The sequence below is a fragment of the Sphaerisporangium sp. NPDC004334 genome (assembly GCF_053602655.1).
Window position 1 is genome coordinate 1 of record NZ_JBSGDZ010000017.1, and the last position, 20,087, is coordinate 20,087.

18 protein-coding genes are annotated in these 20,087 nt (G+C 72.9%); 3 read left to right on the plus strand and 15 right to left on the minus strand.

All coding sequences use genetic code 11. The annotated features are described in order from the left end of the window. Positions 1–549: cellulose binding domain-containing protein (locus tag ACWEN6_RS22665; RefSeq protein ID WP_452572547.1), on the plus strand; the 549-nt coding region annotated here is incomplete at its 5' end. A gap of 78 nt (positions 550–627) precedes the next feature. Here ACWEN6_RS22665 and ACWEN6_RS22670 read toward each other — a convergent pair. Further along, positions 628–1,221 (minus strand): TetR/AcrR family transcriptional regulator, encoded by a 594-nt coding sequence (locus ACWEN6_RS22670; protein ID WP_452572549.1) that lies wholly within the window; start codon positions 1,219–1,221, stop codon positions 628–630. A gap of 116 nt (positions 1,222–1,337) precedes the next feature. On the opposite strand from ACWEN6_RS22670, the gene ACWEN6_RS22675 reads away from it, so the two are divergent. Continuing rightward, positions 1,338–2,216 (plus strand): NmrA family NAD(P)-binding protein, encoded by an 879-nt coding sequence (locus ACWEN6_RS22675; RefSeq protein ID WP_452572551.1) that lies wholly within the window; start codon positions 1,338–1,340, stop codon positions 2,214–2,216. A gap of 52 nt (positions 2,217–2,268) precedes the next feature. Here ACWEN6_RS22675 and ftsY read toward each other — a convergent pair whose 3' ends face one another. The 12 genes from ftsY to ACWEN6_RS22735 all read right to left on the minus strand — a co-directional run bounded on the left by ftsY (position 2,269) and on the right by ACWEN6_RS22735 (position 16,948). Continuing rightward, positions 2,269–3,447, minus strand: coding sequence for a signal recognition particle-docking protein FtsY (gene ftsY, locus ACWEN6_RS22680; RefSeq protein ID WP_452572553.1), 1,179 nt, complete (start codon positions 3,445–3,447; stop codon positions 2,269–2,271). Positions 3,448–3,817: 370 nt separating this feature from the next. After that, entirely contained in the window at positions 3,818–7,501 is a 3,684-nt protein-coding gene (smc, locus tag ACWEN6_RS22685) for a chromosome segregation protein SMC (protein WP_452572555.1), read from the minus strand. Positions 7,502–7,861: 360 nt separating this feature from the next. Further along, positions 7,862–8,056 carry a hypothetical protein gene (locus ACWEN6_RS22690; protein WP_248958190.1) on the minus strand — a complete coding sequence of 65 codons (195 nt, stop codon included), beginning with the start codon at positions 8,054–8,056 and terminating at the stop codon, positions 7,862–7,864. Between the two features lie 189 nt (positions 8,057–8,245). Further along, positions 8,246–8,545 carry an acylphosphatase gene (locus tag ACWEN6_RS22695; RefSeq protein ID WP_452572557.1) on the minus strand — a complete coding sequence of 100 codons (300 nt, stop codon included), beginning with the start codon at positions 8,543–8,545 and terminating at the stop codon, positions 8,246–8,248. Next, entirely contained in the window at positions 8,542–9,513 is a 972-nt protein-coding gene (mutM, locus tag ACWEN6_RS22700) for a bifunctional DNA-formamidopyrimidine glycosylase/DNA-(apurinic or apyrimidinic site) lyase (protein ID WP_452572559.1), read from the minus strand. The genes ACWEN6_RS22695 and mutM overlap by 4 nt, the downstream gene beginning before the upstream one ends. Positions 9,514–9,516: 3 nt before the next feature. Further along, complete coding sequence (rnc, locus tag ACWEN6_RS22705) at positions 9,517–10,221, minus strand: ribonuclease III (RefSeq protein ID WP_452572816.1); 705 nt, start codon at positions 10,219–10,221, stop codon at positions 9,517–9,519. Positions 10,222–10,486: 265 nt separating this feature from the next. Further along, entirely contained in the window at positions 10,487–10,666 is a 180-nt protein-coding gene (gene rpmF / locus ACWEN6_RS22710) for a 50S ribosomal protein L32 (protein ID WP_189161846.1), read from the minus strand. Between the two features lies 1 nt (position 10,667). Beyond that, a complete protein-coding gene (locus ACWEN6_RS22715; RefSeq protein WP_354924935.1) occupies positions 10,668–11,240 on the minus strand; it encodes a YceD family protein in 573 nt (190 codons plus the stop codon). A gap of 48 nt (positions 11,241–11,288) precedes the next feature. Beyond that, a complete protein-coding gene (coaD, locus tag ACWEN6_RS22720; RefSeq protein WP_354847500.1) occupies positions 11,289–11,765 on the minus strand; it encodes a pantetheine-phosphate adenylyltransferase in 477 nt (158 codons plus the stop codon). A 15-nt stretch (positions 11,766–11,780) separates the two neighbouring features. Next, entirely contained in the window at positions 11,781–12,350 is a 570-nt protein-coding gene (gene rsmD / locus ACWEN6_RS22725; protein ID WP_380829485.1) for a 16S rRNA (guanine(966)-N(2))-methyltransferase RsmD, read from the minus strand. Between the two features lie 572 nt (positions 12,351–12,922). Beyond that, positions 12,923–15,157, minus strand: a complete 2,235-nt coding sequence (gene recG / locus ACWEN6_RS22730; protein ID WP_452572561.1) for an ATP-dependent DNA helicase RecG — start codon at positions 15,155–15,157, stop codon at positions 12,923–12,925. A gap of 159 nt (positions 15,158–15,316) precedes the next feature. Further along, positions 15,317–16,948 carry a DAK2 domain-containing protein gene (locus tag ACWEN6_RS22735; RefSeq protein ID WP_452572562.1) on the minus strand — a complete coding sequence of 544 codons (1,632 nt, stop codon included), beginning with the start codon at positions 16,946–16,948 and terminating at the stop codon, positions 15,317–15,319. A 257-nt stretch (positions 16,949–17,205) separates the two neighbouring features. On the opposite strand from ACWEN6_RS22735, the gene rpmB reads away from it, so the two are divergent. Next, the gene (gene rpmB, locus ACWEN6_RS22740) at positions 17,206–17,391 is read left to right on the plus strand and encodes a 50S ribosomal protein L28 (RefSeq protein ID WP_354847547.1); all 186 of its coding nucleotides are present in this window, start codon (positions 17,206–17,208) and stop codon (positions 17,389–17,391) included. Between the two features lie 374 nt (positions 17,392–17,765). On the opposite strand, the gene thiD is transcribed toward rpmB, so the two are convergent. Together thiD and ACWEN6_RS22750 are read right to left on the minus strand one after the other, a co-directional pair. Continuing rightward, complete coding sequence (gene thiD / locus ACWEN6_RS22745) at positions 17,766–18,566, minus strand: bifunctional hydroxymethylpyrimidine kinase/phosphomethylpyrimidine kinase (protein ID WP_452572563.1); 801 nt, start codon at positions 18,564–18,566, stop codon at positions 17,766–17,768. A gap of 91 nt (positions 18,567–18,657) precedes the next feature. Next, positions 18,658–20,076 carry a cellulose binding domain-containing protein gene (locus ACWEN6_RS22750; protein WP_452572565.1) on the minus strand — a complete coding sequence of 473 codons (1,419 nt, stop codon included), beginning with the start codon at positions 20,074–20,076 and terminating at the stop codon, positions 18,658–18,660. Positions 20,077–20,087 lie beyond the last annotated feature (11 nt).

Here is a 20,087-nt window from a genome sequence, read left to right on the forward strand (position 1 = left end):
AGCGGCGTCGGCCACCAACTCCCCATGACCGGCCAACTCGCCTACGCCATCACCTTCCTCGGCCTCGACGGAACCTCCACCAACCCCACCCCCACACCGACCCCCACGCCCACGCCGACCCCGACTCCCACACCGACTCCCACACCGACTCCCACACCGACGCCGACCCCCACGCCGACCCCCACGCCGACGCCCACTCCTACGCCCACTCCCACGCCGAGCGGCGGACCGGGGGCCTGCCGCGTCAGCGACACGGTCAGCGCGTGGAACACCGGGCTGACGGAGAGCATCACCATCACCAACACCGGCTCCTCCGCCGTCAACGGCTGGTCGCTGGCCTTCACCCTTCCCGGCGGACAGACGATCACCTCCGGATGGAACGCCACCTACACCCCCACCAGCGGCCAGGTCACGGCGAAGAACGTCGACTACAACGGCTCGCTGGCGCCCGGCGGCTCCACCACCATCGGCTTCCAGGCCACCCACACCGGTAACAGCGGCGCTCCCACCGCCTTCACCCTCAACGGCGCGACCTGCTCGGTTTCCTGAGCGACCCGGAGGCGTTCCCCGGACCCGGAAGGCGCAGGACGACCTGCGTCCCCCGGACTCCGGGGGACGCCTCCGGCGTCATTCGAGCGTCGTCGCCCGCCCTCCGGGGCCGCGGATGCCGTCGAGGACGAGCTGGAGATGGCGTCGCCAGTCGCGGTGGCCGCCCGGCTTGAAGTACATCGTCGAGATGACGCCGCTGGCCACGACGGTGAAGTCGGCCAGGGTGAGGTCGGCGCGCACCTGGCCGGAGGCCACGGCCCGGTCGATGATGCGGGTGACGGCCGCGGCGAACTCGGCCTTCTGCCGCCCGATGCGCTCCCATTCGAGGTCGTCGGAGCCCATCAGCGCCAGTTGGAAGGCCGCGTCGCCGTCGGCGGCCTCCAGGTAGCCGCGCAGCATCGCCTCGAAGGCGTCGCCGGGGTCGCTGATCTGCTCGGCGGCGCGCGCCAGGTCCGCCATGCCGTGGAACCGCTCGCCGACCATCGCGATGAGCAGCGCCTGCTTGTTGGGGAAGTGGCGGTAGAGGGTTCCCATGCCCAGGCCGGCGCGGGCCGCGATGTCCTCCATCTGGGCTTCGCGCCCGTGCCGTGCGAACAGCTCGCCGGCGGCGGCCATGATCCGCTCACGGTTGCGGCGCGCGTCAGCGCGCAGGGGTCGTTCGATCTCAGTCATCGCTCACACGTCTCAGTCGCCGCTTGACAACCGGAATCTTAGTTCCGTAACGTGCGTGGCGCCAACAGGAAGCGTAGTTCCGGTTCCGTTAAGCCCACAGTGAGGTCTGAGCTTTCATGATCGTCATAACCACTCCCACCGGCCAGATCGGCCGCGAGGTCCTCCAGAGGGTCCTGGACGGCCCAGAGCCGATCCGGGTCGTCGCCCGCGACCCGTCCCGCCTCTCCCCCCAGGTGCGCGAGCGCGTCGAGATCGTGCACGGGTCGGCGGACGACGCCGGCGTCGTCGACAAGGCGCTCACGGGCGCTGACACCGTGTTCTGGGTTCTCCCCCCGAACCCCCGCGCCGAGAGCCTTCCGGCCCACGTCCTGGACTTCGTCCGGCCGCTGTGCGACGCGATCGGCCGCCAGGACGTCAAGCGGGTGATCGGCGTCTCCAGCCTGGGCCGAGGAACGGCGAGGAAGGCCGGGCAGATATCCGCGATCTTCGCCATGGACCATCTAGTGGAGAGCATGGGGGTGAGCTACCGCTCACTGTGCCCGCCGGGGTTCATGGAGAACATGCTCAGGCAGGTCACGCCGATCAGGGACCAGGGCGTGTTCTCCCTCGCGATCTCCGGCGATCGCCGGGTCCCGATCTGCGCCACCCGCGACATCGCCGCCGTCGCGGCGGACCTGCTGCTCGACGGCTCCTGGACCGGACAGGAGAGCGTGCCGATCCACGGCCCCGAGGACCTGTCCCACAACGACATGGCACAGATCATGTCCGAGGTGCTGCGACGGCCGATCCGCTACCAGCAGGTGACCGGCGTGGAGTACAAGGCCACCCTGATCCGGCACGGCGCGACCGAGGCGTGCGCCCAGGGCATCGTCGACATGTCCGCCGCGGTCGACCAGGGCCTCTACGACACCGACCCCCGCACCCCCCGGTCCACCACCCCCACCACCTTCCGCCAGTGGTGCGAGGACACCCTCAAGCCCGCCGTCCTGGCCTGAAACCGAAGGACGAATCCCCCGGGCGGCGCACCCGCGCCGCCGGGGCGTCGGCTCAGTCGCCGAGGAGGGCGTCGGTGAAGACTTCCGGGTCGAAGGGGGCGAGGTCGTCAGGGCCCTCGCCGAGGCCGACGAGCTTCACCGGGACGCCCAGCTCGCGCTGGACGGAGATCACGATGCCGCCCTTGGCCGTGCCGTCGAGCTTGGTCAGCACGATGCCGGTGATGTTGACCGCCTCGGCGAAGACCTGGGCCTGACGCATGCCGTTCTGGCCGGTGGTGGCGTCGAGGACCAGCAGGACCTCGTCCACCGTGGCCTTCTTCTCGATGACGCGCTTGACCTTGCCGAGCTCGTCCATCAGGCCGGTCTTGGTGTGCAGGCGGCCCGCCGTGTCCACGATCACCGTGTCGACCTTGTCGTCGATGCCCTTGGACACCGCGTCGAAGGCGACGGAGGCCGGGTCGGCGCCCTCGTCCTTGCGGACGACCTCGGCGCCGACGCGCTCGCCCCAGGTCTGCAACTGGTCGGCGGCGGCGGCCCGGAAGGTGTCGGCGGCGCCCAGCAGGACCTTGCGGCCGTCGCCGATCAGCGCGCGGGCGAGCTTGCCGGTGGTCGTGGTCTTGCCGGTGCCGTTGACCCCGACGACGAGCACGACCGCCGGCCGCTCACCGTGCGGGGCGGTGTGCAGCGTGCGGTCCATGTCCGGGTTGATCAGGGCGAGGAGCTGCTCGCGCAGCAGGCCGCGCGCCTCGTCGTGGCTGCGCGAGCCGAGGACCTTGACCTTGGTGCGCAGCTCTTCGACCATCGTGCGCGTGGGGCTCACGCCCACGTCGGCGGTGATGAGCGTGTCCTCGATCTCGTCCCAGACCTCGTCGTCCAGGCGGTCGCGCGACAACAGCTCGAGCAGGCCCTTGCCGAGCGTGCTCTGCGAGCGGGCGAGCCTGGCCCGCAGCCGCACCATGCGGCCGGCGGACGGGGGCGGGATCTCGATGGCCGGCGCGGGCGGCGCGACGGGTTCGGCCGGCTTGACCGGCGGCGGGACGGTGGTCGTAAGGGTGTCGTCCTCGATGACACCGGTGGCCGGAGGTCGCCTCTCCTCCGGGATCGTCGGCGCCTGCGGCGGCGCGACGGGCGGAGCGTGCCTCTGGCTCGGGCGGAACAACAGGAACATCCCGCCCGCCGCGAGCAACGCGACGACGATGACGATCAGAATGATGCCGAGGTACCCATCCACAAGAAGTCAGTTTTCCAGACGGGCGGCCATGCTCACGCCCCGGCTTGCCCGCGCCGCGCCGGTTGCACCCATATGAAGCGTTCAACGCCCCTCATCCCCACCCCCTCCACGCGGCGCTCCCCATCCCTGCGCCCGCGCGCCCCCTCGACCTGGTGCTCGGGCCGACGACCAGGGACCACCCCGAAGGCATCGTCGCCTTTCACGTCCGCCAGCAGGCGAAAGACGATCGAAGCGTCGACGGCCAGGCTCACCGGCGCCCCTCGCGCATCGTCACGCGGACGAAGTCGGGGTCGTAGGGCACGGGTTCATCGGCGGCGATCTTGGCCATCACCTCGTCTGGCGTTGGCGTGGCCGCTTCCTCGTTCAACGGTCAGGCCGGTTCGCGTTCGCGGAGGCGCTGGCTGACGACCTGGGTGACGCCGTCGCCGCGCATGCTGACGCCGTAGAGGGCGTCGGCGATCTCCATGGTGCGCTTCTGGTGGGTGATGACGATGAGCTGGGAGCTCTGCCGCAGCTCCTCGAACAGGGTGAGCAGCCGCTGGGTGTTGGTGTCGTCCAGCGCCGCCTCGACCTCGTCCATCACGTAGAACGGCGACGGCCGCGCCTTGAAGATCGAGATGAGGAACGCCACGGCGGTCAGCGAGCGCTCGCCGCCCGACAGCAGGGACAGGCGCTTGACCTTCTTGCCCGGCGGCCTGGCCTCGACGTCGACGCCGGTGGTCAGCATGTCGGAGGGGTCGGTCAGCAGCAGGCGCCCCTCGCCGCCGGGGAAGACCCGGGTGAAGATGGTCTCGAACTCGCGGGCGACGTCCTCGTAGGCGGCCGTGAAGACCTGCTCGACCCGCTCGTCGACCTCCTTGACCACGGTGAGCAGGTCGCGCCGGGTCTTGCGCAGGTCTTCGAGCTGGGAGTGGAGGAAGGCGTGCCGCTCCTCCAGCGCCGCGAACTCCTCCAGCGCCAGCGGGTTGACCTTGCCGAGCTGGGCCATCTGCCTGTCGGCGACGCGGGCGCGCTTCTCCTGCTCCTCGCGGACGTAGGGCACCGGCTCACCGTCGCCGACCGGCACGGGCTGCTCGGGGCCGTACTCGGAGATCAGGGCGTCCATCTCGACGCCGTACTCCTCCATGGCGCGCTGCTCCATCTGCTCAAGGCGCAGCCGCTGCTCGGTGCGGGCCACCTCGTTGCCGTGAGCCCGGTTGACCAGCTTGTCCAGCTCGGACGCCAGCTCGCGCACCCGGACGCGCACCGCCTTGAGCTCGGCGTCGATCTCGCCGCGCGCCCGCTCGGCGTCCTCGCGCTCGTCCGCGGCCAGGGTCAGGGAGGTCTCCAGCACCCCGAGCGCGCGGGCCGCGCCCCGGACGACGGCCTCGGCCACCTGGGCCTGGGCGCGGCGGCGCTCGCGCAGCGCGGCGGCCCCGGCCCGCTCGTGGCGCTCGCGCTCGGCCGCTCTCATGAGCTGGTCGGCGCGGCCGGCGATGCCGCGGACGCGCTCCTCGGCCGTGCGGACGGTCAGGCGGGCCTCCATCTCGGCCTGCCGGGTGACGTCGCGGACCCCGGCCAGCTCGTCGCGGGTCTCGGTGGTCGGCTCCGCGGCCAGCTCGTCGGCGTACTCGGCCTCGGCCAGGCGCTCCTCCAGCTCGACGACGCCGGCGAGGTCGCGGTCGCGCGCCTGCTCGGCGGCGGCGACGCTGCGGGCCAGCCGGTCGCACTCGTCGCCGGCGGCCCGGGCGGCGGCGTCGAGCTGGGCCAGGCGCCTTGCCGCGAGGGCGACCCGCTGGTCGGCCTCGCGCTGCCTGGCCCGCACGCGGTCGAGCTCGCCCTGCGCGGCGTTCACGCCGGCCTGGGCGGTGTTGACGCCGGTCTGCGCCTGCGCGGCGCGCGCCTGGACGGCCTCCACGGCCTGCTGGGCGACGCGCTCGGCCTCGGCGGCGCGTTCGAGCTCGCCCGCGGCGCTCTCGGCGGTGGCGCGGGCCTGCTCGAGATCGGCGACGGCCTGGTCGAGGGCGGCGCGCACCTGGAGGGCCGAGCCCGCGCCTGCGCCCGAGCCGCCGTGCGCGAAGAACGCGCCCACCAGGTCGCCCGACCAGGTGACGGCCCGGACGTCGGGGCGCTGCTCGACGAGCTTCCTGGCCACCGGAACGTCCTCGACGACGACCACGCCGGACAGCAGGCTCTCGACGGCGGGGCGGAAGGCGTCGGACACGCTCACCAGGTCGCAGACCCACTCGGCGTCCTCCACGGGCGCCGGCCTTGGCACGGCGGCATCGGAGGCGACGACCAGCGCCACCCGGCCGGCGTCCTCGGCCCGCAGCAGCTCCACCGCGTCCACGACGGTGGACAGCGACTCCACCGCGACGGCCTCGGCGGCGGCGCCCAGCACGGCGGCCACGGCCACCTCGGCTCCCGGCCGCACGGTCATCATCGCGGCGAGCGGCCCGAGCACTCCGGACAGGCCGGCGGCCATCAGCGCCGCGCCGCCGTCGGCGCCCCCGGCGAGCCCCATGCGCAGGGCTTCCCCGCGGGCCTCCAGGGCGGCGATCGCCCGCTGGGCCTCCTGGTCGGCGGCCCGCGCCGCCCCGACGGCCGCGCGGGCCTCCGCCAGGGCCCTGCGCGGGGCCTCGGCGGCGGCCTTGGCCTCCTCGACGGCGGCCCGGGCCTCCTCCACCGCGGCCTTGGCCTCCTCGACGCCCTGCTGTGCGCGCGCCAGCTCGTCGGCGAGGGCGGGGTCGGCGGCGGGCTCGGCCTCCTGCTGCGCGTCGTGCTCCTCGCGGGCCCGCTCGCTCCTCTGACGGGCCTCCCCCAGGGCCTTGGCCAGGCGCCCGATCTCCTCCTCGGCGGCCCTGGCGCGGCCCCGCACGGCGGCCACCTCGCCGCGCAGTCTGGCCAGGCTCTCGCGGCGGTCGGCGGCCTCGCGCGCGGCGGCGGCCAGGCGGCGCTCCTCGACGGCGAGGGCGCTCTCGGCCTCACCGCGCCGCCAGACGGCCTGTTCGAGGATCTCCTCGGCCTGCTCGAGCTCGGCCTTGAGCGCCTCCTCGCGCTCGCGCACCTCGGCGGCCTCGCGCTCGTACTCCTCGGGGTCACGCCCGCGCCGCTCGATGGAGGCGGCCTCGACGGCGTGGCGGTGCCGCTCGGCGGCCAGCGTCTCCACACTGTGGAAGCGCTCCTTGAGCGCGGCCAGGCGGTAGTAGGTCTCCTGGGCGACGGCGAGGCGCGGCTGGGCGGCGCTCTCGGCGGCCTCCAGCTCGGCCTCGCGGCCCTGCCCCTGTTCGAGGCCGGCCTCCACCTCGGCGCGCCTGGCGCGGACGGCGGCCTCGTCGGCGGCCTCGCGGTGGAGGTGGTCGCGCAGGCGGACGACGTCGTCGGCCAGCAGGCGCAGCCGCGCGTCACGCAGGTCGGCCTGGATGACGGCGGCCTTGCGGGCGATCTCGGCCTGGCGGCCCAGCGGTTTGAGCTGGCGGCGCAGCTCGGCCGCGAGATCCTGCACGCGGATGAGGTTGGCCTGCATGGCGTCCAGCTTGCGCAGCGCCTTCTCTTTGCGCTTGCGGTGCTTCAGGACGCCCGCGGCCTCCTCGATGAACGCCCTGCGCTCCTCGGGGCCGGCGTGCAGGACGGTGTCGAGCTGGCCCTGGCCGACGATGACGTGCATCTCGCGGCCGATGCCGGAGTCCGACAGCAGCTCCTGGATGTCCAGCAGCCGGCAGGTGTCGCCGTTGATGGCGTACTCGCTCTGGCCGGAGCGGAACATCAGCCGGCTGATCGTGACCTCGGTGTAGTCGATCGGGAGGGCGCCGTCGGTGTTGTCGATGGTCAGCGTCACCTCGGCGCGCCCCAGCGGAGGCCGCGAGGAGGTGCCGGCGAAGATGACGTCCTCCATCTTGCCGCCGCGCAGGGACTTGGCGCTGTGCTCGCCCATGACCCAGGCGAGGGCGTCCACGACGTTGGACTTGCCCGACCCGTTGGGGCCGACGACGGCGGTGATGCCGGGCTCGAACTTCAGGGCGGTGGCGGAGGCGAAGGACTTGAAGCCGCGCAGCGTGAGGTTCTTGAGATACACGCGCGCCGACCTCCCCGTTCCGCTCGGGGACCGCCTGCCTGCCTCCCGGGTCCCCTCCGCTCTTCGGGGCACACTACCGGCTCGGGACGCCCTCGGGTGTGCTCACCGGGTATGCGGCCTGCCACGAAGCACGCGGAACCGGGCGCGCGGAGCGCCAAGCCAGGCCAGTGCCGGGCCGGGCCAGTGCCGGGCCGGGCCGGTGCCGGGCCGGGCCGGTGCCGGGCGCGCGGGGATGCCGACCGGGCGAGGCCGGCCGCCGGAGGCGTGCGGCCGGGCGAGGCCGGCCACGCGAAGGCCGGAAAATGACAAGGGACGCCTTTGCGGGGCGTCCCTGACAGTGTGTTGCCGTCCGACCGATCCTCAGGTGAGGGCCGGCTCGCGATCCTGCAGACGAGAGAACGCCTCATCTCGCGACTGGGCCGCGAGAGCGTCGTTCTGGGCCTGGAGCCTTGTGAGCTCTGCCTCCAGATCCCGGATTCGCTGCTGGAGACGGCGCATTTCCGAGACCATTCGAGGGTCGAGACCGCCGACGTGGCCGAGTAGAGCCTTCGCCATGGTTAAGGGTCCTCCACGCTGAGTGACCAAACTGGTTCGCGCACTTCTTGCCGCGGGAGGGGTGCGCGTGTTTCCTATCAAGAGTCGCACCGGCAATGGAGGCGGTCAAGTTGAACGCTCTCCATGAATGCGCCAATGGGCACTCCCGACATGTAAATATACCGCATTTAGGGGGTTTAAGGGAAGCGCCTACCGCTCCACGAATCCACCAAAACCACCGCGAACCGGTGACCAGCGCTCCACCACGGTATCTACCCGCCCCGGAGTGTCACCACCCCTGAGCAGGGCGAGAAGCTTCTCACAGGCCTCGCGCGGCCCCTCGGCGACGACCTCGACCCTGCCGTCGTCCAGGTTCGACGCCGACCCGACCAACCCCAGCTCAAGAGCCCGGGACCGCGTCCACCAGCGGAAACCCACCCCCTGCACGCGACCGCGCACCCAGGCGTTGAGACGGATGTCACTTGCGCCGGGCGGGGCGTCCCCGCTCATGTCGCCACCCGGGGTTGACAACGGGGGCAACTGTAGGAGGACCTGTTCATGAAAGCCTCCCGGACGACCGGTGCGCCACAGCGGGGGCACGGCTCGCCCTCCCGGCCGTACACGTTGAGTGACCGGTCGAAGTAGCCGCTCTCGCCGTTGACGTTGACGTACAGGCTATCGAAGGACGTGCCGCCCTGACCGAGGGCCTCGGTCATCACCGCACGCGCCGCCGCCAGCAGCTCTGCGACCTTGCGCCGGCTCAGCGACCGCGTGGGCGCGCCGCCGTGCAGCCCCGCCCGCCACAGCGCCTCGTCGGCGTAGATGTTGCCCACCCCGCTGATCAGCGACTGGTCCAGCAGCGCCCGCTTGACCTCGGTCTGCCGGGTGGCGAGCCGCATGGCGAACATCTCCTCGTCGAACGCCTCCTCCAGCGGATCGGGCGCGATGTGCGCGATCGGCTCGGGGACCGGCCGCTCCAGCGGCAGCAGAGGAGCCACCAGCACGTGGCCGAAGGTGCGCTGGTCGACGAACCTCAGCTCGGGGCCGCCGTCTGCGAACCCCAGGCGCACCCGCAGGTGCTTCTCCAGCGGCGAGCCGGGGTCGACCACCAGCAACTGGCCGCTCATGCCCAGGTGCGCCAGCAGCGCCTCGGACGCGCCATGCCCGGCCTCTCCCGCCGGACCGGCTTGAGGAAGATCCGCTCCGGCGTCTCCACTGTCCTGCGGGAGATCCGCGGAGCCGCCCACCGAGGCCTCGGAGCCGTTCAGCGCCTCGGCCAGGGGCAGCCACAGGTATTTGCCCCGCCGCTCGGCCGAGACCAGCGTGCGGCCCGCCAGCCGTCCGGCGAACTCGGCCGACCCGGGCGCGTGCCTGCGGATCGCGCGAGGATGCAGGACCTCGGCGAAGGCGATCGTGCGCCCGGCGACCCAGCGTTCCAGCCCGCGCCGGACGACCTCGACTTCCGGCAGCTCCGGCATGGGTCAGCTGGCCTTCTTGTCCCGGGCCTCGGCGGCCGCGCGGATGGCGTTCCAGGCGGCCTCCGCGGCCTGCTGCTCGGCCTCCTTCTTGCTGCGCCCCGCGCCCGACCCGTACTCCTGGCCGCCGACCTTGACGATCGCGGTGAACGACTTGGCGTGGTCGGGCCCGCTCTCGTCCACGTGGTACTCGGGCACGCCCAGCATCTCGGTGGCGGTGAGCTCCTGCAGGGAGGTCTTCCAGTCGAGGCCCGCGCCCAGCGAGGCCGACCGCTTGATCAGCGGGTCGAACAGCAGGTGGACCACACGGAACGCCTCGTCCAGCCCCTTGTCGACGTAGACGGCGCCGATGAGCGCTTCGAGGGTGTCGGCGAGGATCGAGGACTTGTCGCGCCCGCCGGTGCCCTCCTCACCCCGGCCGAGCCGGGTGAACCGGCCGAGGTCCAGGGCGCGCGCGACGTCGGCGAGGGCGCGCATGTTGACCACGGCCGCCCGCAGCTTGGCGAGCTGGCCCTCGGGAAGATCGGGATGCCCCCGGAACAGGGTGTCGGTGACCACCAGGCCCAGCACCGAGTCGCCGAGGAACTCAAGGCGCTCGTTGGTGGGCAGGCCACCGTTCTCGTACGCGTAGGAGCGGTGCGTCAGCGCCCGCTCAAGAAGCTGCTCGTCCAGCTTGACGTCCAGGACGCGCTCGAGCTCGTCCCTGGCGATCTCTACCGGTATGGGCTTCCCACCTGCGGCCACGTCTCCTCCTCGGACGGTGTCTCTCTGGCCGTCACGCAGCACGTCACGACCATGGTCGCGATGGCGGATGGAACGCGGGTGCCCGAAAACGTGGTGGACGCCGGGAGATTGCGGCGGCCCCGGCGCCCACCACGGCCGCGGGCGAACCGCCACCGCACGCCTTTGAACGGTGGACGGTCGTCCCGGCCGGATGCGGGGCATCCGGCCGGCTCACCGGCCACCGCAGGCGTGATCAGGCCGACGGCTCGATGACCTGTCGGCGGTTGTAGGTGCCGCAGGTCGGGCATGCCACGTGCGGCAGCTTCGGCGACCGGCACTGGTTGCAGCTCACGAGCGCCGGCGCGGCGGTCTTCCACTGCGCGCGGCGGGAGCGGGTGTTGCTCCGCGACATCTTCCGCTTGGGGACGGCCACGTCAACCCTCCTGGGTCTTGTTGTTCTCGATGTTCAGGCCTTGCAACGCCGCCCAGCGGGCGTCGGTCTTATCGTGCCGGTGGTCTGGGCCGGCTTCCGCCAGCTTGACCCCACACTCCACGCAGAGACCGGGGCAGTCTTCACCACAGACCGGGCTCAACGGCAGTGCGAGCACCACCGCGTCGCGGAACGTCGGCTCGAGATCGAGGAGTTCACCGTCGAGGAGTGAGTCGTCCTCGGCGGCGTCTTCCGCCGAGTAGAAGAAGAGCTCCTGGAAGCCGACCTCGATCTGCGAGGTCAACGGATCCAGGCACCGCGAGCACTCGCCGGTGAGCGGGGCTCGCGCCGTGCCCGTGACGAGCACGCCTTCCATCACTGCCTCGAGCCGGATGTCCAGCTCGATCTCGGCGTCCACGGGGACGCCGATCATGCCGACGGTGAGATTCGCCGGAGCCGGGAGGGAACGGGAGATCTCGCGCATGGACCCCGGCCGTCGTCCCAGATCATGGGTCGAAATCACCCAGGGGGCCCGGGGGTCGAGGCTATGCAGCGTCTTCCTGCTCTCTTGAGGCATGGCGAATCACCGCCGTCGTACAAGGCCGATGAGAAAGAATACCAGCACTCAGCCACGGAGCCGTTCGACCAGCATCCGGTGCACCAGATCGGGCACGAGCCCCGAGACGTCCCCACCGTACCGGGCGATCTCCTTCAGCCTGCTCGACGACAGGAAGGAGTACTCGGGGTTGGTCGACATGAACAGCGTCTCGACGCCCGACATGCGGTAGTTGAGCTGGGCCATCTGCAGTTCGTAGTCGAAGTCGCTGACCGCGCGCAGGCCCTTGACGATCGTCGGGATGCCTTGCTGCTTGCAGAAGTCGACCAGCAGCCCGTAGAACTTCTCGACCCGCACGTTGCCGTACTCGCGGGTCACCTCCTCGAGCGTCGCGATGCGCTCGTCCACGGTGAACAGGCTCTTCTTCTCGACGTTGATCAGCACGGCGACGACGACCTCGTCATACAACCGGGACGTCCGGCCGATGATGTCGAGATGGCCGTTGGTGACGGGGTCGAACGACCCCGGACAGACGACGCGACGCAAGGCGTACCCCCAGTTTCACTGGTTCCCGGCGGCGCGACCGTACCAAACGGACGCTTCGCCATAGCGACGGACCCTCTCCTCGCTGAATCCCGAGGGCCAGACCAGGTCCTTCCCCCGCGACTCGCGCTCCACCGCGACCAGGGCGTCCGAAGCCAGCCAGCCGTTGTCGCGCAGCCGTTCGAGCACTTCGGCGACGGCCTCGTCCTTCACCGCGTACGGAGGGTCGGCGAACACGAAGTCGTACGGCTCGGCGCACGGGAGCGCCACGACGCGCTCGACCCGGTCGCCGGTCACGACCGCCCCCGGCAGGCCCAGCGCGGCGATGTTCTCCCTGATCGTGCGCACGGCCTTGACGTCGGACTCCACCAGCAGCGCGTGCGAGGCTCCCCGCGACAGCGCCTCCAGGCCCACCGCCCCGGACCCGGCGTACAGGTCGAGCACGCGGGCGCCGTCCAGCGGACCGAGCAGGGAGCCGACGGTGGAGAACAGCCCCTCCCTGGCACGGTCGCTCGTCGGGCGGGTGCCACGGCCGGGGGGCACGGCGATGCGGCGCCCGCCGGCGGTTCCTGCGATGACTCGGGTCACCCGCCCATTCTCGCCGCAGCCCGAGCCGCCCCCGCACCGGCCGGGACACGCGGTCATGCCCGCCGGGGCACGAGATGGGCCCCCGGCCGGCCCCGGGGGCCAAGGTCAAGAGTGGCCAAGTGTCGTCGACGAATGCGCAAGGGTCGTTCCGCACGGCGGCCTGAGCCCACATGATGAGTTCTGCGGCCTTCATGGTGACCCAGGGGAAGGCCGACCGGCGTGATCGTGAGCCCTTCCGCGCGCCGGTGCCCTCGGCACCTGACCCGAGGGTGGGCCCAGCCGGGGACGGCATTCGGGGGGAGGCCGTCCCAAGGCTGGGCCCTGGGTCATTTTTTATGACCCAGGGCATTTCGCCGTCGAGCACTGGATCCGGGACCGCGCCGCCGATCCCCTGCCAGAGCCCCCCCACGCCACCGTGGCGGCGCGGCGCTGCCCCACCGCCACAGGCTTGCCCGATTGCACCTGTCGATGCGACTCTTCCAGTCGGCGCCGGGTCGGCGGGTCGGGGTACGGCGAAGCCGGCGCCGCACTACGTCGAGCGACTCGGGCCGTTCACCTGCCTTTGGCAGCGATCACGCTTTTTCGAGGTATTCGGCGCGGTCGTCGCCGAGGAGGCGGTCGATCTCGGCGCGGAGCGCCGGGTGGGCGGTCAGGTCGGGATCGGCGGACAGCAGCAACCCGGCCTCCTCGCGGGCGTCCCTGATGACGTCCTCGTCGCGCAGCAACCGCAGCATCTTCAGCGACGATTTGCGCCCGGACTGCGCCGCGCCCAGCACATCGCCCTCGCGCCGCTGCTCCAGGTCGACCCGGGACAGCTCGAACCCGTCGAGCGTGGCGGCGACCGCGTCGAGCCGCTCGCGGGCCGGGGTGCCCGCCGGGAAGTCGGTCACCAGCAGGCACAGGCCGGGCAGGCCGCCCCGGCCCACGCGCCCGCGCAGCTGGTGGAGCTGCGACACGCCGAACCGGTCGGCGTCCATGATCACCATGACAGAGGCGTTGGGGACGTCCACGCCGACCTCGATCACCGTGGTGGCCACCAGGACGTCGACCTCGCCGCGCGTGAAGGCGCGCATCACGGCGTCCTTGTCCTCGGGAGGCAGGCGCCCGTGGAGCACCTCGACGCGCAGGCCGGCCAGTGGCCCGCCGGCCAGCAGCGGGGCGACCTCCATGACGGCCAGCGGCGGGCGACGCTCGCCGTTCCCCTCCCCCGCCTCGGCGGCCTCGCTCAGCTCGGCGAGGTCACCGGGCTCGGCCACATCGCTCAGATCGCCCTCGTCGCCCTCCTGGTCGCCGATGCGGGGACAGACGATGTACGCCTGGCGGCCCAGGCCGACCTCCTCGCGGATGCGCTCCCAGGTGCGTTCGAGGAAGTGGGGCTTGTCGGCCGCAGGGACGACGTGCGTGGTGATCGGGGCCCGGCCGGAGGGCAGCTGGCTGAGCGTCGAGACCTCCAGGTCGCCGAACACCGTCATGGCCACCGTGCGCGGGATCGGGGTGGCGGTCATCACCAGGACGTGCGGCCGTCCGCCGCCGGCCTTCTCGCGCAACGCGTCACGCTGCTCGACGCCGAAGCGGTGCTGCTCGTCCACGACGACCAGGCCGAGGTCGGCGAACTGGACGTGCTCCTGGAGCAGGGCATGGGTGCCCACGACGATGCCCGCCGCGCCGGACGCGGCCTCCAGCAGGGCGGCACGGCGGCCCGCCGCGCCCATGGAGCCGGTGAGCAGTGTCACCGCCGTGCCGCCGAACATGCCGCCGGTGCCGAGGTCGCCGAGCATGCGGACGATGGAGCGGTGGTGCTGCTGCGCCAGCACCTCGGTGGGGGCGAGCAACGCCGCCTGGCCGCCGGCGTCGACCACCTGGAGCATCGCCCGCAGCGCCACGACGGTCTTGCCCGCGCCCACCTCGCCCTGGAGCAGACGGTGCATCGGGTGCGCCAGCGCCAGCTCGGCCGCGATCTCTTCGCCGACGGCGACCTGGCCCTCGGTGAGCTGGAAGGGCAGCCGCCCGTCGAAGTCGGCGAGCAGCCCGTCATCCGTGCGGGGCCGGGGGGTGGCGGGCCACGCGGCGGCGGCCTGGCGGCGCTGGGCCAGCACTGCCTGCAGCATGAACGCCTCGTCGAACTTGAGCCTCTTGCGCGCCCTCGCCACGTCGCCCTGGTCGCGCGGCCGGTGGACGGCCTCCAGCGCCTCGGCCAGGCCCGGAAGCCGGTGGCGGGCGCGCAGGTCGTCGGGCAGCGGATCGGGGATCGGGCCCAGCGTGTCGAGCACGACGCCGATCGCCCTGCGGATCACCCACGAGGTGATGCCGCCCGCCGCCGGGTAGATCGGCACCGGCGCGGCGGCGAACTCGGCCGCCGAGGACGACGAGGACTCGACCTCCTCGAACGGCTCGAACTCGGGATTGCTGAGCTGCCACTTGGCCCGCTCGCCGTGCCCGAACCGCCCCACCTTGCCGGAGAACATCGCGCGGGTGCCGGGCTTGAGCCGGGTCTCCACCACGTGGGACATCTTGCCGAAGAAGGACAGATAGATCTTGTTGCGCCGCCCGTCGACGACCTCGACCTCCAGCCAGGTGCCCGACCGGTTGCGCATCGGCTTGCGCATGAGGCGCGAGACCTCGCCGACCACCGTGACGTGCTCGTCGACCTCCAGGGCGTCGAGCGCGGTGAGCTCGCCCCGCTCGGCGTAGCGCCGGGGGTAGTGGCGCAGGAGCTCGCCGACCGTGGTGATGTTGAGCGAGCCCTCGAGCGGCTTGGCCGTCTTTGGATCGAGCGCCTTGATGAGCGGCTCGTCGAAACGCGTCACGTCAACCAGTTGTACCGCTCCCGGCCGACAAGAACCCCCGCGACGGCCCCGCTCGACGCCGTACTCGCGGCGCGGCGCCCGTCGGCTCGGCCTGGTCGCCCGTGACGCCGCGGCCGGGCCGGGCGGGCACGCGGGCGCCGCGCACGCCGGCCCGGCGGCCTACTCGACGCCGATGAGCAGCGGGTAGCCGCCCTGACCGCCCTCGTGGACGACCATCTCCAGGTCCGGCCGGGCCGATGCCAGGTGCTCACGGACGGCCCGCGCGGGCCGATCGCCGCCGTCCGCCCCCAGAATGAGCGTCACCAGCTCGCTGGCGGCCGACAGCATGCGGGAGGCGGTCGTGACGGCGACGGCCTCGACGTCGGAGCCGATCATCGCCACGTCGCCGTCGATCACGCCGAGCACGTCGCCCGGACGGCACAGGCCGGCGCTGGTCATGGCCTCGCGGTCGGCCACCCAGACGTGCCCGTGGCGGGCGTGGCCGGCGCTGTCGGTCATCGCCACCACGTCGTCGTCGAAGCGCCGCAGCGGGTCGTGGACGGCCAGGGCCGCGAGCCCCTGGACGGTCGCCTTGGTGGGCAGCACGCTGACGACCACGCCCTCCTCGCGGGCGATCGCCGCCGCACCCATGGCCACCGCGTTCACGCCGGTGTCGTTCGGCAGCACCGCGACCTCGGTTCCGGCCTGCCGGATCGCCTCCAGTACGGCCCCGAGCGCGGGACTAGAGCCGGGGTCGCGGCGCACCACCACGGCTCCGGCCCGCTCGAACAGGCGCGCGATGCCGTCGCCCGCCGCGACGGCCACCACGCCGCGCCCCTGGCCGCGCCGGGGGGCGTGCGCCGCCGCCTCCAGGTAGGCGATCTTGACGCGGTGCGGCCGCCCGGCCCGCATCCCCGCCTCGACGGCCGCCCCGGCGTCGTCCACGTGGACGTGCACGTTCCACAGGCCGTCCCCGCCGACGACCACCAGCGAGTCGCCGAGGCGGTCGAGCTCCTCGCGCAGCGCGGCGACGGCGGCCTCGTCCGCATCCAGGAGGAACATCACCTCGTAGCCGAACTCCTCGACGTGCCCATGGTCGCCCGGCCCCACAGGGGTGAACCGCGCGGGCGGCGCGGGCACCTCGTACCGGCCGACATAGGAGTCGGTGATCACGGCGGCCAGGCTCTCCAGGACGACGGTCATCCCCGCCGCGCCCGCGTCGACCACCCCGTTGCGGGACAGCACGTCGAGCTGCTCGGTGGTGCGGCCGAGGGCGGCGCGCGCGCCGGACGCGGCGCTCCTGGCGACCTCCGCCAGCTCGCCGGGAGCGTCCAAGCCGTCCGCCGCCTCCTCCGCGGCGCGGGCCGCCGCGCTCAGCACGCTCAGCACTGTGCCCTCCACCGGGCGCGCCACCGCGCTCCTGGCCAGCTCGGCGGCCCTGGCCAGCGCCTCGCGCAGGTCGCGGCCGACGCCCTTGGCAGGCTTGAGCACCTCGGCCATGCCGCGCAGGGCCTGGCTGACGATCACCCCCGAGTTCCCCCGCGCGCCGATGAGCGCGCCGTGCGCCAGCGTGCCCCAAGTGGCCTCGGCGTCCGCGTCGTGCGGCAGCCCGTCGAGCGCCTCGGCCGCCGACAGCATCGTCAGGTGCAGGTTCGTCCCGGTGTCGCCGTCGGGGACGGGGAAGACGTTCAGCGCGTCGATCTCGGCGCGGACCCTGCCGAGCGCCTCGGCGCACAACCCGGCCCAGCGGCGCACCGCGGCGGGGTCGAGGATCCGCAGCGACTCCCCGGCGTCGGCGGGCTGCGAAGGCATGGGGGGCTCCCTCCTGCGCGCGGCGAATCGACCCCGCGCGGCACGTCGCACGGTGGTTCGCGCGCACGGGACCGCGCCGGCTCCGATGATGCGCTACGGTTGGTGATACGAGATTATCCCCGTTCGCCCGCCCCTCCGTTTGGTGAGCACCGGGCGACATCGGATACCCTCGTGTGGCCAGCCGGTAGTCCCGGCATGCCCGACCGCCGCTTCTACCTCGGTTTCGGGCCTATTGACTGATCTAAGGAGCGATGACCGTGGCTTCCGTCTGCGACGTTTGCGGCAAGGGGCCGACTTTCGGCAACAACATCTCGCACTCGCACCGCCGCACCCGCCGCCGCTGGAACCCCAACATCCAGCGTGTGCGCGCCATGGTCGGTAGCACGCCGAAGCGGCTGAACGTGTGCACCTCCTGCATCAAGGCGGGCAAGATCGCCCGCTAGCACAGGCTTCGATGGCCCGCCACCCACCATGGGTGGCGGGCCATCGCCGTTCCCGCACTCCCTCGACCAGCGCCCCTGCGCCCCTGCGACGCGCCCTGACAAGGTTCCAGCCGGGCGAGCAGGCGCGCCCTGTGCCCTGCGGGCGCGTCCTGAAACGGTCAGGCGAGTGAGCAGCCGCCCCTGAGCCCGCTGGCATGTCCCGAGACGGACGGCGGTTTTGGACGGGTGTGCGGGCGCTCCCATGCCCCAGGTGCGCCCTGAGAAGGTGCAGCCGAGCGAGCAGCGGCCCTCTACGCCGGCAGGCGCGTCCTGAGAGCCTCAAGGGAGCGGGCCAAGCGCCGGATGTGTCCCCCGCGGGCGGGTTCTCGGCCAGATCAGGCCCGTGTGCCCCCGCGCCAGCGCCAGGCGTGGTCGACCGGGCCGATGCCCGCGCCCAGGGGGAACCCGTGGGCGATCGCGCCGGTGACGTACTCCTTCGCCTTGGCCACCGCGCCGGGGACGTCCTCCCCCAGCGCCAGGTGGGAGGCGATGGCGGAGGCCAGCGTGCATCCGGTGCCGTGGGTGTGCCGGTTGTCGAGCCGCTCGGCCGAGAAGCGGTGCTCGGTGACGCCGTCGGTGAGCAGGTCGACCGGCCGGCCGGGCAGATGGCCGCCCTTGATCAGCGCCCAGGCGGGCCCGAGGGCCAGCACCGCCTCGGCGGCCGGCCGCAGGTCGTCCTCGTCCTCGACCTTGAACGAGGTGAGCTGCTCGACCTCCCACAGGTTCGGCGTCACCACGGTCGCCACCGGCAGCAGGCGCGAGGTCACCGTGTGGACCGCCTCGGGGGCGAGCAGCGGGTCGCCGTGCTTGGACACGCCGACGGGGTCCACGACCACGGGGACCTCCACGCCGGCGAGCACCTCGGCGACCACCGCGACCAGTCGCGGGGAGGCGAGCATGCCGGTTTTGACGGCCTGCGCGCCGATGTCGCCGAGCACCGAGTCGAGCTGCGCGCGCACCGCCTCGGGCGGCAGTTCCCAGTAGCCCTGCACGCCGAGGGAGTTCTGCGCGGTCACCGCCGCGATCACGCTCATGCCGTGGACGCCCAGCGCCAGCATGGTCTTCAGGTCGGCCTGGATGCCGGCGCCTCCGCCCGAGTCGGAGCCGGCGACCGTGAGCACGCGGGGAGGAGTCACGCGTCCATCAAACCAAACTCCCACTCCGTCCCGGGGTCAGGAGGGGGCCACTATGCCGCTGGGAGCCTGCTGGAGGGGGAGAGGAGGTGGCTTACCGGAGGGAGATCTCGGGGGCCACCTCGGAGGAGAAAGCGTCGTCGGTGCGGAGGCGGCAGCTGCCCCCGGTGAGCTGGCAGGTCTCCGGGGAGGCGGAGTCGCCGTCGGCGGTGAACGACACCACGACCGTCTCGCCCTGGCCCAGCGTCGCGGCCGAGGACAGCACCAGGAGGTCGCCCTCCTGCGTCCATTCCGCCCCGTCGGCGCCGGTCACCTCGCCGCCGACCGGCACACGGACGCTCCAGCCGTCCAGCGCGGCCCCGGTGTTGGTGATCGTCAACCGGCCGGTGTACCCGGCGGGCGTCACCGCCGACACGCCGAAGTCGACGGCCACCCGGCCCGGCGCGACCAACGGGTCGGCGTCATCGGCCTCCGGCGTCGCGTCGGGCGAGGTGGTGATGTCGGTGTCCTCGGGGTCCGGCGTGGGGTCCGCGGTGTCCTCCTGCGGGCTCGGCCTCCCGGTGGGGGTCGTCCGGGTGCGCTCCGGCGTCGGCCGGGCCGAGGGCTGCGGCGTCCGGTGGGCAGGCGGACGGCTCGCGCCGGAGGTGGGCGCGGAGGAGCGGCGGGACGACGAACTGGGCGACCCGGCGCTGGGGGAAGCGGACGCCTCGTCGGAGGGGGCGCCGGTGTCGGGCGTCTCGGTGTCGCTGGGCGGGGTGTCCTGCCGCTGTGGCTTGCCGGGGGCGATGGCCGCGCACACCTGGCCCTTGGGGCAGTCCGGCGGCTGGACCAGGTCCACCTGGCCGGAGGAGAGCTTGACGCCGATCACGGCGGTCGTGATGGCGGTGACCACGGCCACGGCCGACAGCGCCGCGAGGCGCCCCCGCCGGGCCTTCGGGCGGTCCTCGCCGTCCTGACCGCGCCGCCGGCCGCGCCTGCGGCCTCCGCCGTCGTGCGGGCCTTCGGTGGCGGCGCCGCCGGGACGCTCGTCACCGCCCGGCGCCAGCCCGACCCGCAGGATGTCATCCTCCGAACGCGGCCCCGGTCCCACACGCGGAGAGTCGCCTTCCGACCTCGGCCCCGGGCCGACGCGCGAAAGGTCGTCCTCCGAGCTCGGCCCCGGGCCGACGCCCGGAAAGTCGTCCTCGTAGCCGGCCCCGGGACCGGCCCTCAGGCCGTCGCCGGTACCGGCGGGGTAGCCGGCACGCAGCGTGTCCCCGCCGGCGGCGGACCAAGGCGACATCCGCGGCAGGTCCTCCCCGAAACCAGAGCGACGCCCCCCGGCCGGCACGTCCTCACCGGGAAGCGGCCCAGGGACCACCCTCGGCATGTCCCCGGCGGGCAGCGGCGCGAGGGCCGTTCGCGGCGCGTCCTCGGCGGGACCGGCCGAGTCCGGCTCGTCGCCCCAGGCGGTCGGCCAGGCGGGGGTGGGCACGGCGTCCCACGCACTGGACTTCGGCGGCTCGGCCTCCACGCCCGCGCCCG